Origin of the sequence: Amycolatopsis sp. GM8 (genome assembly GCF_021653975.1) — a bacterium.
Classification (GTDB): domain Bacteria; phylum Actinomycetota; class Actinomycetes; order Mycobacteriales; family Pseudonocardiaceae; genus Amycolatopsis_E.
Genome location: NZ_JAJKFK010000002.1, coordinates 587,759 through 601,014 on the forward strand (window position 1 = coordinate 587,759; position 13,256 = coordinate 601,014).

The 13,256-nt window shown below is 69.9% G+C and carries 15 protein-coding genes; 5 read left to right on the forward strand and 10 right to left on the reverse strand.

Annotated elements, in window-relative coordinates; translation table 11 throughout:
* Nucleotides 1–92 precede the first annotated feature (92 nt).
* Nucleotides 93–248, forward strand: a complete 156-nt coding sequence (locus LOZ83_RS10210; protein WP_236790173.1) for a hypothetical protein — start codon at nucleotides 93–95, stop codon at nucleotides 246–248.
* A 4-nt stretch (nucleotides 249–252) separates the two neighbouring features.
* On the opposite strand, the gene LOZ83_RS10215 is transcribed toward LOZ83_RS10210, so the two are convergent.
* The 5 genes from LOZ83_RS10215 to LOZ83_RS10235 form a co-directional block, all read right to left on the reverse strand.
* Complete coding sequence (locus tag LOZ83_RS10215) at nucleotides 253–1,788, reverse strand: hypothetical protein (protein WP_236790174.1); 1,536 nt, start codon at nucleotides 1,786–1,788, stop codon at nucleotides 253–255.
* Between the two features lie 49 nt (nucleotides 1,789–1,837).
* Entirely contained in the window at nucleotides 1,838–2,812 is a 975-nt protein-coding gene (locus LOZ83_RS10220; protein ID WP_236790175.1) for a hypothetical protein, read from the reverse strand.
* 14 nt (nucleotides 2,813–2,826) lie between these two features.
* Nucleotides 2,827–3,885, reverse strand: coding sequence for a hypothetical protein (locus LOZ83_RS10225; RefSeq protein ID WP_236790176.1), 1,059 nt, complete (start codon nucleotides 3,883–3,885; stop codon nucleotides 2,827–2,829).
* Nucleotides 3,886–3,963: 78 nt separating this feature from the next.
* Nucleotides 3,964–4,296, reverse strand: a complete 333-nt coding sequence (locus tag LOZ83_RS10230; protein ID WP_236790177.1) for a hypothetical protein — start codon at nucleotides 4,294–4,296, stop codon at nucleotides 3,964–3,966.
* Between the two features lie 72 nt (nucleotides 4,297–4,368).
* The gene (locus tag LOZ83_RS10235; protein ID WP_255823491.1) at nucleotides 4,369–5,550 is read right to left on the reverse strand and encodes a 3'-5' exonuclease; all 1,182 of its coding nucleotides are present in this window, start codon (nucleotides 5,548–5,550) and stop codon (nucleotides 4,369–4,371) included.
* 64 nt (nucleotides 5,551–5,614) lie between these two features.
* Between LOZ83_RS10235 and LOZ83_RS10240 the strand changes: the two genes are divergently transcribed.
* The 4 genes from LOZ83_RS10240 to LOZ83_RS10255 all read left to right on the forward strand — a co-directional run bounded on the left by LOZ83_RS10240 (nucleotide 5,615) and on the right by LOZ83_RS10255 (nucleotide 8,995).
* Entirely contained in the window at nucleotides 5,615–6,331 is a 717-nt protein-coding gene (locus LOZ83_RS10240) for a thermonuclease family protein (RefSeq protein ID WP_236790179.1), read from the forward strand.
* A gap of 39 nt (nucleotides 6,332–6,370) precedes the next feature.
* A complete protein-coding gene (locus LOZ83_RS10245; RefSeq protein WP_236790180.1) occupies nucleotides 6,371–7,747 on the forward strand; it encodes a carboxylesterase/lipase family protein in 1,377 nt (458 codons plus the stop codon).
* A gap of 9 nt (nucleotides 7,748–7,756) precedes the next feature.
* Nucleotides 7,757–8,383 (forward strand): response regulator transcription factor, encoded by a 627-nt coding sequence (locus LOZ83_RS10250; RefSeq protein WP_236790181.1) that lies wholly within the window; start codon nucleotides 7,757–7,759, stop codon nucleotides 8,381–8,383.
* Between the two features lie 123 nt (nucleotides 8,384–8,506).
* The gene (locus tag LOZ83_RS10255; protein WP_236790183.1) at nucleotides 8,507–8,995 is read left to right on the forward strand and encodes a MarR family winged helix-turn-helix transcriptional regulator; all 489 of its coding nucleotides are present in this window, start codon (nucleotides 8,507–8,509) and stop codon (nucleotides 8,993–8,995) included.
* Here the strand turns inward: LOZ83_RS10255 and LOZ83_RS10260 are convergent.
* The 5 genes from LOZ83_RS10260 to LOZ83_RS10280 are packed head-to-tail and all read right to left on the reverse strand — an operon-like array spanning nucleotide 8,992 to nucleotide 13,230.
* A complete protein-coding gene (locus tag LOZ83_RS10260; protein ID WP_236790184.1) occupies nucleotides 8,992–9,999 on the reverse strand; it encodes an ABC transporter substrate-binding protein in 1,008 nt (335 codons plus the stop codon). The two genes, LOZ83_RS10255 and LOZ83_RS10260, sit on opposite strands and share 4 nt — an antisense overlap.
* Nucleotides 9,992–10,819 carry an ABC transporter permease gene (locus LOZ83_RS10265; protein WP_236790185.1) on the reverse strand — a complete coding sequence of 276 codons (828 nt, stop codon included), beginning with the start codon at nucleotides 10,817–10,819 and terminating at the stop codon, nucleotides 9,992–9,994. Before LOZ83_RS10265 ends, LOZ83_RS10260 begins: the two co-directional genes overlap by 8 nt.
* Nucleotides 10,816–11,577: an ABC transporter ATP-binding protein gene (locus tag LOZ83_RS10270; RefSeq protein ID WP_236790188.1), complete on the reverse strand. Its 762-nt coding sequence runs from the start codon at nucleotides 11,575–11,577 to the stop codon at nucleotides 10,816–10,818. Before LOZ83_RS10270 ends, LOZ83_RS10265 begins: the two co-directional genes overlap by 4 nt.
* Nucleotides 11,574–12,524: a DUF6282 family protein gene (locus tag LOZ83_RS10275; protein ID WP_236790189.1), complete on the reverse strand. Its 951-nt coding sequence runs from the start codon at nucleotides 12,522–12,524 to the stop codon at nucleotides 11,574–11,576. Before LOZ83_RS10275 ends, LOZ83_RS10270 begins: the two co-directional genes overlap by 4 nt.
* Nucleotides 12,525–12,579: 55 nt before the next feature.
* Nucleotides 12,580–13,230 carry a GntR family transcriptional regulator gene (locus LOZ83_RS10280; protein ID WP_236790190.1) on the reverse strand — a complete coding sequence of 217 codons (651 nt, stop codon included), beginning with the start codon at nucleotides 13,228–13,230 and terminating at the stop codon, nucleotides 12,580–12,582.
* Between the last annotated feature and the right edge of the window lie 26 nt (nucleotides 13,231–13,256).

Genomic DNA, 13,256 nt, shown 5'->3' on the forward strand with positions numbered 1-13,256 from the left:
TCAGTAACCGGTTGGCCGATACCGCCCCCATCGGGCAAACCTCACTCTGGAGTCAGCAAGAAACGCACGCTGAGCAGGAGGGAGGGCAGGCGATGGTCGCGACCGTCTTCACCTGGATCGGGGCGATGGTGGGCATCGTGGTGCTGCTCGCGATGGCCGCGGGGGCGTTCGTCGTCGATGTCGACGACGCGCTCGCCGAACGTCGCGAGAAGGCACCGGCACCGGAAGGCACCGTGGTCGGGTCCTGAGCCGTCAGCTCAGCTCGTCGAGAGCGTGGACATAGTCGTCGAGGTCGAACTCGAGCCCGTCGCTCTCACCGGTTTCCAGCCGCGCTTCGAGCACCCCGGCCAGCTCTTCGAGCACCTGGGTGCGTTCCACGCCCCGCCCGAGCAGCCGCTGGGCGGCCTGCCACACCTCGGCCGGTTCGTCGTCCCACAACTGGTCCACGACCGTCGTGTGGGCCGCGACCCGCAGGAACGACTCCTCGTCCAGATCGTCCTCGGCGAGCGACGCCTGGAACTCCGGGTGCTCGCCGATGACGAGCAGGCGGCGCTGCTCGGGGTCCGCCGGGTCGAGTTCGACCTCTTCGTCCGCGATCTCCGTGTAGACCGAGGGGATCGCGAACTGGCGGCGTTCCAGCAGCGCCGCCACTTCGGACTCGTCGAGGTCCTCGAACCCGTCGAGGTAGGAGTCCATCGCCGACTCGTCGTCGCCCTCCAGCGCCCGCTCGTACAGCCGGTCCTCGACCGCCTCCAGCAGCGGCTCGACCGCCGCCTCGGGCAGGCCGTCGCGGAAGGCGCCCCAGCGGGCCCACGCGGGCAGCACCTTTTCCAGCGCCTCGTCCTGTTCGTCGGTCAGCTCGATCGCACCGTCGTCGACGAGGTCGACGAAGGACGCCAGCTTGTCGGGGCCGACGCGCAGCGGGTTCCGCGGGTCGTGCTCGACGCCGAACTCGATGAGCCGCAGCGCGCAGACGCGGGCGGCCTCGGTGTCTTCCAGGGCAGGGGACGCGCTGAAGAACGTGTCGATCGCCTCGGCCTCGTCCTCGGCCGACAGCAGCTTCGGCGGGCCGACCGGCTCGGGCTCGGGCAGGGCGCGGGTGCGCGCCATCGCGAGCGCCCGAAATCGTACGTAGTCGTCGGTGACCTCGGGCTCGGCCTGCAGCTCCGTGCCGACGAACGCGTCGGTGAGCAGCTGGTGCGCCCGGGCGGGGGTGATCTGCTCGCAGGTGACGAGGTCGCCACTCTCGGCGGCCTGGGTCTGCATCTCGGCGATGACCTCGGCGGGCGACTCGACGATGACGGCCTCGTCGGCCCAGCCGCCCAACACCGCGTAGCCGATGGACACGAGCAGCCCGTGCGCGGACTCGCCCTCGCCGAACACGCACAGCACGGAGCTTTCGTCGCCGTAGACGTCGGCGGTCCGCCAGCACTCGCCGACGGCCACCCGGTTGAGTGAACCGGCCCAGGCGGGCTCGCCCAGGCCCAGCTTCTCCAGCGCGAGCCCGGCGGCCTCCCGCTGCTCCTCGCTGGTGGCCAGGGAGCGCAGGGCCGCCAGCGGTGCCACGAGCCGTTCCGGTGCGGGCGCGGCGGCGGCGAACTCGATCAGCTCGGCGGCCAGGTCGTCGCCGGCTTCCCACCATTCGCCGAGAATTTCGGACGTGACGAGCTCGACGCGCAGCGGCTCGGCATCCGAATCCAGTTCGGCGAACTCACGCAGGACCTCCTCGAGCAGCTCGCTGGCGCTCTCGGTGTCATCGCTGGATACCCGCTGGGGCAGCTCGGTCATGCTTCACATATTCGCACCGAGTCGAACCGGCTGCGCCCTGACCCCGCCTTCAGTCCTTGGGCAACGCGATCCGCGCGGCCCGGATTTCCGTGATGAGCCGGGCCTTCCGCTTGTGCACGGCGACCAGCTCCGCGAGATAGGGGGCGAACTCCGCGGGAATGCCCGCCCGGCGGTAGAGCTGCCGGATCTTGCGCAACCCTTTCGCCGCGAGTTCGTAATGTGCCGCGTCCTTCTGCCCGATCAGGTACTCGACGTGTCGCTTGTAGACATCCAGCGCCTCGTCGAAACGCTCCTCGGCGACCAGGGTGCGCACCAGCTCGTCCAGGTCCGGCTCGTCCGGCTCGCTTTCCGGCGGTTTGTCGTTCCCGTTGCGGGCGCGGGCGGCATACGCGACCGCTTCCGCGGTGCGGCCCGCTTCCCGCAGCACCCGCACGACCTTCAACCGAACATCGAGTCGTTCTGGTTGACGGGAAAGGATTCCGAGCAACGCGTCGACGTCGCCGGTGAGCTCTGCGAGTTGCTCGGCGAGCTTTTCCGCCGCCCGCCCGGAGTGCTCGTCCACAAGGGACTGGAGCTTCCCAAGTCCCTTGTCTCCCAAGGATTTCACGAACAGCTCGAGGTCGACCTCCACCTCGTGGTCGAGCGCGGTGCCGGCGATCCACTCGGCGAGATCCGCCGGCGGCCGCGCGGCGCAGGCCCGGGCGTAGAGCGCGACCGCGCGGCGCAGCACGGCGGGATCGTCCTGCTGTGCCGGGACGATCCGGTCCACGGTGCGGCGCGCGAGCGGGGCCAGGTCGGCCTGCGTGCCGCCGTCGAGCAGGCGCTGCAGCGTGTCCAGCACGGCGGCGATCTTCGTGGTCTCGCCCGAACCGGCCTGCCGTTCCAGCAGGTCCGCCGGTTCTCCCCCGTCCGCGTGCAGCCGCAACCGGGTGTGCAGATCGGGATCACGCTGGGCCTGTTCGTGCAGCAACTCGGCGAGCGTCTCGGCATCCAGCGAACGGAGGTAGTCCCGGAGATCGGTCACGCGCACATCTTGGCCTATGCGCTCAGACTGGCGGCCTTCGTCTTCGGGATCGCGATCCGGGCGTTGCGGACCTCGATCAGCAGCCGGGTCTTGCGTTTGTGCGTTTCCAGCAGGTCCGCGAGGTACCGCGTGAACTCGTCCGCCGTTTCGGCACGCCGGTGCAGGCCGCGAAGATCCTTCAGCACGCGGGCGGCGTCCCGGTAACCCAGCGGATCTTTCTGTTCGATCAGTTCGTCCACGCACAGGCGATACGCCGCGATGGCGCCGGCGGGCTCGCCCTCGGCGATCGCGTCCAGTGCCGCCGCGCGCTCCTCGGGCCAGCACTCGCCCGCGGCCTCGCGGAACGCGGAATAGCTGATGGCACAGGGATTGCGCCGGAACTCAGCGCGCCGCAGGGCGAGCGCCCCGCCGCGCCGGGGCTGGCGGTGCACCATCGTCCTGGCCGCGTACGCGATCGCTTCGCCGTGGCGGCCGGCCGAGCGCAGCACCCGGATGATCCGGAGGTCGACCTCGCGGGTCGGCGGTTTCGCGGCGAGGATCGTGAGCAGGGTGTCGACGTCGCCGGTCACCTCGGCGAGCTGTTCGGCAAGCCGGCGCGCGATGTCCCGGCGCGGCCCTGGCCGCCCGGCCAGCACACCGTCCACAATGGACTTCATCCGGGCGAGGCCCCCGTCGCCGAGCGCCCCGGCGAAGTCGGCGAGCTCGATGCGCGGCCAGTCCGGCCGGTGGAAGGCGGTGCCGAGGATCCAGTCCGCGAGCGGCTCGGGCTCGGGCGGGTGCGCCGCGCAGGCCTGCGCGTACAGGGCGACGGCGCGGCGGCGCTCGGCCGTGGTCGCGCCGTCGAGGCCCGCCAGCATGCGGCGGGCGAGCGGGGTCAGGTCGGCCCGGGTGCCGCCGGCGAGCAGGCGCTGCAGCATGTCGAGCGCGGGACCGGCCTTGCTCGCGGCACCGGCGCGCTGCTCCAGCTCCTCGCGTAACCGGGAGTCACGTTCGGCCTCGGCGTAGAGGAGTTCGGCCAGCGTCTCGGCGTCCAGCGAGCGCAGGTAGCCGCGCAGATCGGGGACCGAGTTCACGCGACCATCCTGCCGGACCCAAAGGCGTGACACCGTCACCCACCAGCGTCTATTTCAGCTGGTAATCGACACGCTCCGTCAAGTTTGCAGGGTGAAGAAGTACCCGTCGGACGCGCTGCGGTCGATATCGGCGAGCAGCGGGACCGGCGAGTTCTCCCGGACACTCTGCGGATACTTACGCCACCGGCCCTGCTCCTCGGACCAGTAGTAGAGGGTCCACATGCTGTCGACGCCGTAGCGGAGCTGAGCGAACGCCCGCTCGCCCAGTGCGTCGCCGGACCAGTCCGGGCGCCGCTCGACGAGCGTCACCGTGCTTCCGCGCCAGCGGGACCTGATCCGCTTGTCCGCCGGAACGCGCCGTTCACACCAACGATCGATCTGCCGCTGCTGGAGCTCGGGGATCGCCGACATACACACAGTGATACCGCATGCGTGCCCCGCGCTCGATCGGAGGATGCGCACCTCACACGGGTCATACAATCCCTAGCTCACGGGAGGCTCGCTGAGGTACCAGCCGCCACAGAGGGCGGCCACCCCCGATATCGCCAGCAACAGCGCGCCCACGAACGAACCACCCGCCAGCAGGATCACCAGCGACAGCACCATCACCAGCAGGCCCGCCGCCATGAGCGCCCGCGCCGCCCAGACATGCCGTCCCGTGGCGACGACCGGTACTCGTGCGAACAGGACGTCCGTGTCCCGCAGGTCGGCACGTGGCCGCAGCGCGGGGGCGGCTTCGGGCACGCCGAGCGCGGTCGCGAGGCCGGTGAGGTCGCGGGCCTCGGCCTCGGTGAGGGCACCCCGCTCCTCGGCGGCATCACGCATCGCCGCCACGAACCCGAAGTTCTCCTCGCGCACCGCGATGCCCGCACCCGCGGCCAGTTTCGCCAGGTCACGCGACTCGTCCGGGGACACGTAGTGATCAGTGACCGCCGCCGCAAGCAGCTCGCCGTACGCCTCGCGCACCGGGTCCTCAGCAGCGCTCCGGGCCCGTCCGGCCAGATCCGCGAGCCAGGTCCGCCCGAGCACTTCTTCGAACTGCCGGGACAGCCCGTGCTCGCCGCCGGCGAACGGGGGCAGCTCCGGGAACCGCGGCGCGTCGGTGAGCGCGAGGCCGTGCCGGCTGATCAACCCGGACACCACCGCCGCCACGGTCCTCGCGTTCGCCAGCGCCAGGTGTCCCGGAAAGTCCGGGATGCCGAGCGCGGCCGCGACGGTGGCGAGCCGCGAGTTCGGCAGGCGCAGCGCCTCGCGCGCGGTCTCCAGCGTGCCGATCGCCGGCAGCGGCGGCAGGCGCACGTCGATCGGCGCCAGCTCCGCGGCCAGGAACTCGAGCGTGACCGGCAGGTTGTGGGCGACGAGCACGGCGTTCTGGCACAGCTCGAGCAGATCCCCCAGCACCTCGGCGAACGTGGGCGCGCTGTCCAGCTCGCGGCGGCTGATGTGGTGCAACGTCTCGGGCCCCGTCTCGACATGCCAGCCGGGGTTGACCATCGTCGTGTACTCCGTCAGCACGGTGCCGTCCGCACGGACGCGCACGGCGGCTGCCTCGACGACATGCCCGGGTCTCAGCCCGGTGGTCCGGAAATCGATTGCCGTGAATTCCGTCTCTGTCGCCGGAAACCGCCCATCCCGGGCCAACCGCAGCGTGTCCAAAGGTGCCATCGCCCGCTAATCGCCGGAGGGCACGGAAACGTAACGGATTCCGCCTGAGAAACGAGAAACTCACGTGCCGAAAAGACACGTGCCCATTTGGCTCAAGATCACCGTGGGCGGCTTCGCCGTGCTGTTCGTGCTGTCCGCGCTGCTCGGCGGGTCGCCGGCACCGGCCAATGTCGCACACGACACGACCATGTCGCCGACCGCCACTTCGGCACCACCGGTGCGCTACACCGCGACCGGTATCGCGGGCACCACCGTGAAACTCACCGATACGGGTGGAAAACAACTGACCGTTCGGGCAGCGGGCATCGAACTGCCCCTCGAAGACAACTGCTACGGCACCGAATCGGCACAGTGGGCGAGTAACTTCCTGACCGGAAAAGAAGTCACCGCGAAAATGCTCGACACTCCCGATGGCACGCTCGCGGTGATCGCGTTTCCCGATGGGACGAACTTCTCGATGGCCGCATTGCGGTACGGGAACGCGAAATACGTCGCCGACGCGTTCGCCGCCACCTACGGCCCGGCCCTGCAGGCGGCCGAATCATCGGCCAAGACGGAAAAGGCGGGGCTCTGGGGTCCGCCGTGCGACGGGCAGATCGACGCGCCCGCACAGGCGTCTTCCACACTGCCGCCCGCCAGCGGCGCCCCGCCGACCGGCGTCGCTCCGCCGAACACCACCGTCGCGCCGCCGCCCGCCCCGCCGGCCGCACCCCCTACCACCAGGACGACCTGCCGGCCACCGCAGGACCACCACCGGGGCAAGCCCTGCGAAAACCAGTGATCTTGTCCGGACCAGCCGCGTTCTGGTATTCCATGACTCGTGGATCCACTCGTCAAGACCACGTCCGGCGCGGTGCGCGGCAGGACGGCCGGCGGCGTCAGCTCCTTCAAGGGCATCCCGTACGCGGCGCCGCTCGACGGCATCCGCCGGTTCCAGCCGCCGCAGCCGCCCAAGCCGTGGGACGGTGAGCGCGACGCGGCCCGCTACAGCGCCGACCCGCCGCAGGGCACGCGCCAGGCGAATCGCCCGTCGCCATGGAGTCCCGGCGACGACACGGAATCGCTGACCGTCAACGTCTGGACGCCGGATCCCGGCGCGCGCGGGCTGCCGGTGATGGTGTGGATCTACGGCGGCGCGTTCCTCGCCGGCACGGCGAGCCAGGCCGACTACGACGGCGCGACGCTGGCCGGCGGCGGGCTCGTGATCGTGACGCTGAACTACCGCGTGGGCTACGAGGGTTTCGGCTGGCTGCCGGACCAGCCGCACAACCGCGCGTTCCTCGACCAGCTCGCGGCGCTGCGGTGGGTGCGGGACAACATCGCGAACTTCGGCGGCGACCCCGCGAACGTGACGCTGTTCGGCGAGTCCGCCGGCGCCACCGCGGTCGTCGCGCTGACCGCCGCCGACGCCGCGCGTGACCTGTTCCGCCGTGGCATCGGGCAGAGCGTGGCCGACGGGTTCCAGTCGGAGGAGACGGCGCGCGGCACGGCCGAGCGCATCGCCGGCGCGCTCGGCGTCCCGCTGACCGCCGAGGCGTTCGGCGAGGTGGGCTCCGAGGCGATCCACGCCGTCCAGTCCTCGCCGGAGTCGTTCACGCCGTTCGGCCCGATCCTCGACGGCGACCTGGTGCCCGACCTGCCGTGGCGCCGCCTGCGCAAAGAAGTGGACCTGATCACCGGGTTCAACCATGACGAGTTCCGGCTGTTCACCGCCGGCGAGGACCTCGGCGCGATCGATCCCGCCACCGTGGCCGGTCCCAGGATCGGCGGTTACCGGGCCGCGTATCCGGACCTGTCCGACGCCGACCTGTACGTGCTGATCATGTCCGACACCGCCTTCCGGATGCCCGGGACGTGGTGCGCGCAGGAACATCCGGGCCGCAGCTGGCTCTACGAGCTGACCTGGCCGAGCCCCGCGTTCGGCGGGATCCTGCGCGCCTGCCACGGGCTCGACGTGCCGCTGGTGTTCGGCAACTTCGACGGCCCGCTCGGCTCGAACGTGCTCGGCACACCGGTACCGCCGGAGGCGCTGACGCTCGCCGAGCAGATGCGTGAATCGTGGACGGCGTTCGCCACGACCGGCGACCCGGGCTGGGCCGAGTACGAGCCGGGCGAGCGGCTGGCGCGGCGATGGGACGCGCCGGTCTCGCTGGAAGCCGATCCCGCGGGAACGTCACGGCGGATCTGGGCCGACTAGCCTGGGCGTATGGCCATCGAGGTGCTGCTCGTCGATGATCACGAGGTGGTCCGGCGCGGGCTGCGCGAACTGCTGAGTGACGAGCCGGATATCGAGGTCGTCGCGGAGGCCGGCAGCGCCGACGAGGCACTGGCCGTGGCGATGCACGTCGAACCCGATGTCGCGGTCGTCGACGTCCGGCTCGGCGACGGCGACGGGGTGGCGCTCTGCCGCGAGCTGCGTTCGAAGCCGAACCCGCCGCACTGCCTCGTGCTGACCGCGTTCGATGACGACGACGCGATGGTCGGCGCGATCATGGCCGGTGCCGCGGGCTATCTGCTGAAGCAGGTCCGCGGGCAGGACGTGGTGAACGCGGTCCGCGAGATCGCGGCCGGGCGCTCGCTGCTCGACCCGGTGACCACCGCGCGGGTGCTCGAAAAACTACGCCATCCGCAGGCGGACGAGTACGAGCAGCTGACCGACCGGGAACGCAGTGTGCTGCACCTGATCGGCGACGGACTGTCCAACCGCGAGATCGCGGAACGCCTGTTCCTGGCGGAGAAAACGGTCAAGAACTACGTGACCTCGGTGCTCGCCAAGCTCGGCATGCAGCGCCGTACGCAGGCCGCCGCGTGGGTCGCGCGGCGAGCGAAATAACTGAATCTCCTTACTCTCCGTGACAAAAGGGCACGCCCTGCGGTCACGAAAACGAACCGGACTATGTTCGCCGCCATCGATTCCGCATCAATAAAAAATTCTTTGGGGCGAAGGAGCATTGCGGTGAGTGATCTCATCGACAGAGCGCAGCGGCAGTGGGGGGAGGTGCGCCCCGAGCTGGACACTTCCGGAATGGTGGTGATCGGGCGCGTGCTGCGGCTCGCCTCCCTGATCCGCCGCGAAACCGACGATCTGCTGGCCGGGCACGAACTGACGAAGGCCGAGTTCGACGTGCTGTGTGCGTTGCGCCGCAACGCGGTGCTCAATCCGGGTCAGCTCAGCCGCGAGATGCTGTCCTCCGGGGCGGCCATCACCAAGCGGCTCGACCGGCTCGCGCGGATGGACCTGGTGTCGCGCACGGCGAGCGAGCGCGACCGCCGCGTGGTGCACGTCCGGCTCACCGACAAGGGCACCGTGCTGATCGACGAGCTGCTGCCGCGCCAGTTCGAATCGGAGCGCGCCGCGCTGGACAACCTGTCGGACCCCGAACGGTCCGAGCTCGCGGGTCTACTCGGGACGGTCCTCCAGACCATCGAGGGCGTCAGCGCTTAGCTCACATTTTGGCCGTACAGAAAGTTTTCGTAGCTCGGTGCCTTGCGGACCAGCCCACTGTCCAAATGGAACTTCCGCGCCGTTTCGTACGAAGCCCGCCGCACCTCCGGGGTCGGCGGCACCTCGGGCGGCAGGATCGGCACCAGCGCGTCGAGTGCCTTCGCGTCGGTGCCCTTGAGGTACTGGCCCAGCAGCGACCGGACCTGCGCCGGATTCCCGTGGATGTCCGCGAGCGCCCTGGTCATCGCACGCTGGAACGCGGCGAGTTCGTGCTGCTTGCGGTCGAGGAGTTTCTCGGTGCTGAACACGACACCGTGCAGCGCCCCGCGCAGGCTCGGCACGTCGCCTCGCGCCGGGGAGATGTAGGTCCGGCCGACCTTCGCGGCGGCGGCCTGCTGGGCGATCGGCTGGAAGAACGCGAGGGCGTCCACCCGATTCGCTTTGAGCGCACCGATCGCGGAGGTCGTGGCGCTGCCGAGGTTCACCAGCGTCGAGTCGACCGCGGCGTTGCGGCCGATGCTGCTGAACAGGTAGTCCACCAGCGCCTCGGTGCCGCTGCCCGGACCGGTGATGCCGATCTTCTTGCCCACCAGCGCCTGGACCTTTTCGTTCAACGTCGGTGGTTCCGGGAACGAGGCCGGCACGACGATGTCCACGTAGTACTCGGTGACCAGGCTCGTCACGATCCGCGTGCCGTCATCGATCTTGGCGAGGTTGAACGCGTCGGTGATCACGCCGGCGCCCAGGTCGACGCTGCCCGATTTGAGCGCGGCGGCGACCTTCGCGCCGGTGCCCAGCCGTGGCCGGTCACCGAGGGTCAGGCCTTCCGCTGTGAAATAGCCCTGTTTCTCGGCGATGAACAGCGGCAGGAACGCGACCGAGTCGCTGATCTGGCCGATGTTGAGCACGCCGGGCGGGGTGGTCGACTCGCGGGTCGCACAGCCCGCGGCGACCAGCAGCGGCGCGGCGGAAAGCGCTTTCAGAAACGTCCGGCGGTCAGTCATCGATCGGCTTCCACCGGTTGACCCGCCGCCCGATCAGGCTGACGAACACGTTCAGCACGCCCGCGACGACGCTCAGCACGACCAGCGTCGCGAACACGCCCGCGGTGTCGAACTGCGAGGCGGAGTCGTTGATCAGGTAGCCGAGCCCGCGGTTCGACGCGACCAGTTCCCCGATCACCGCGCCGATCAGCGCGTACGGGATGGAGACCTTGAGCCCGGTCAGCAGGCCGGTCATCGACGCGGGCAGCACCACCCGGACGGCGATGTCGCGGCGGTTGCCGCCCATCAGCCGGACCGCGTCGATCAGCCCGCGGTCCACCTCGCGCACCCCGGCGGCCGTATTCAGGAACACCAGGAAGAACACCGTCGCGGCCGCGAGCAGCACCTTCATGTGCATGCCGATGCCGAACCACACGATGAACAGCGGTGCCAGCGCGACCTTCGGGATCGCGTACAGCGCCATCACGAACGGGTCGAGCACGCGGTAGATCAGGTTCAGCGACGCCAGCACGAACCCGGCGATCGCGCCCGCCGCGGCGCCGAGCAGGAAGCCGTAGACGATCTCCTGCACGGTGATCCAGGTGTTCGTCCACAATGTACCGTCGGCGCCCCATTCGCCAAGGCGTTGCACGATATCCGTCGGCTTGCTGGTGAACGTGCTGTCGATCCAGCGGTCCGCGGCGAGCTGCCACAGCACGATGAGCACCGCCAGCAGGCCGATCCGCAGCGACCACACGATGGTCGCGCTGCCGTGCCGCTGCCACCAGGTCCGGTCGAGGCCGACCCGGACGGGCCCGGCCTCGGTCGCGGTGAGCGTCATCGCCCCTCCTTGAGTGCCGCCGAAAGTTCCTTGTGCAGCGCGACGAACTCCGAGTCCACGCGCAGGTCGTCGGCCGAGCGCGGCCGGGCGAGGCCGATCTCGCGGTCGAGCAGGACGCGGCCCAGCCGGCCGAGCACCACGACCCGGTCGCCCAGCAGCAGCGCCTCTTCGATGTCGTGCGTCACGAACACCACCGTCTGCCCGCTGCCCTGCCACAGCCGCAACAACTCTTCCTGCAGTTCCATCCGCAGCTGGGCGTCGAGGGCACCGAACGGCTCGTCCATCAGCAGCGTTTCCGGGGCACCCGCGAGCATCCGGGCGAGACTCGCACGCCGGCGCATGCCACCGGAAAGCTCGCGCGGGTAATGCTTTTCGAACCCGTCGAGGCCGACCCGCCGGATCAGGTCCTCGGCGACCGGTTTGCGCTGTTTCGCCGGCACACCACGGATTTCCAGCGGCATCTCGACATTGCGCCGCACGTCGCGCCACGGCATCAGGGTGTCGTGCTGGGTCAGGTAGCCGATGTTCGTGTCCGGCCCGCCGAGCCGCCGGTCGCGGTAGCGGATCTCGCCGGTGGTCGGCACGGTCAGCCCGGCGAGCATGTTGAGCAGGGTCGATTTGCCGCAACCACTGCGGCCGAGCAGGGTGACGAAGCTGCCTTCCTCGATCGTCACGGAGAACTCGCGCAACGCGACGGTCGCGGTGTCCCCCTTGGCGAACTGTTTGGTGACCGCGTCCGCGGCCAGCACGGCGGTCACCGGAGCCGGTCCGGCGCGTCCGCGAGCGGTTCCGCACCCACCAGCCGGCGGCTGTTGTGCACGATCATCAACCGGACCTCCTCGTCCGTGAAACCGTTGTCCAGCAAGCGATCCGCGCAGAGCGGGAGGCCGTCCTCGACCGGCGGGTTGAACGGCTGGCCGAGATCGCTGGAAATCACCGAATGTTCCGGCCCGGCGGCGCGGATGTTGCCGAGCCAGACCTCCCAGTCGACCTTGCCGGTGTACGGCGTCGTGAAGCACCGCTCCAGCAACGCGCCCTTCTCGGCAAGCGCTTTCTGCCGTTCGATGCCGATCCGCTGCGACGTGAATTCCGGGTGGGTGACGACGATCCGCCGCACGCCCTCGTCGAGCGCGGCGTCGATCACCGCGAACGACTCGTCCTGGTGCAGATGGCCGGTCGCGAGCGTCATGTCGTGCTTCGCGATCAGCCGCAGCACCTGGCGGGTCCGTTCGAGCACCTTGCCGTCGGCGTCGAGGACGTCGACCGGGTCGGCCGCCATGCCTGCCTCGGCGAGGTCGGCTTGGAGTCGCGCCCACATCGGCGGTTTGGCGCCTTCGGGTTCCTCGGCCTGGCACTGCCGCTGGTTCGCACTGTCCACTGTGGGCAGCCAGACGAACCGGGCACCGCCGCGGCCGGCGATCTCGACGGCGATCGGGTTGAGCCCGCCGACGGACGCGTTGAGCGTGATCGCGCCGAGGGCATCGATCCCGGGACGCGCCCGCCGGACCACCTCCGCCCGCTCGGCGGTCGGCACGTAATGCGACTTGAGCACGAACCCCGCCATGCCGGCGGCTTCGAACCGCTCGGCGAGCGTGACGTCGTCGATCCGCCGTTTCATCACATCCGGCGCGACGTGAATGTGCACGTCATAAGCACCTCGGACGAGCTCTCGCGCATGCTCGGAGGGCTGAGGATGGTCGGTCATCTGACTCCCTTGACAGCATTTCCGACCAAATTGTTAACAATCTTGGCGACAGCCGTCAAGGGGTAGCTAGGCCATCTGTCTCACGCAAGGCCTTGATCACGCTCTCCAGGTGGGCTCGCGCCGCCCGCTGGGCTCGCTCAGAATCGTGCGCGCAAATGCTCTCGATGATCTCCAGGTGCTCGGGCAGCGAGACCGACGGCCGGCCCGGCCGCATCGCGAGCCGGAACTGGTGCCGCACACTCTGCCCGCGCAGCCGTTCCAGCACCTGCGAGGCGGTGTGCTGCGCGCTGATCTCGCGCACGCGCAGGTGCAGCCGCTGGTTGAGGCCGGAATAGCCGACCACGTCACCGGCGGCGACGGCCGCGCGCATGTCCTCGCCCAGCTTCGCCAGCTCCGCGATCTCCTCGTCGGTGATCCGCTCGGCCGCCTTGGCCGCGCACAGCGCTTCGAGCATCATCCGCACCTCGGAGATCTCGACGGCCTCTTCGACCGAGACCGCGCGCACCCGGGCGCCGCGGTTCTGCACGCGTTCGACGAGCCCCTCGTTGGCGAGCTCGATCAGCGCGGCGCGCACGTTCGCCCGGCTCGCCGAGAACTGCGCGGACAGGTCGGCCTCGACCAGCCGCTGGTTGGGCACGAACTCGCCGCGGACGATCGCCTCGCGGATCGCGATCACCACCGGCTGCTCGACCTGCGCCTCCGTCACCGCTGCCACTCCTCAGCCTCAGATTG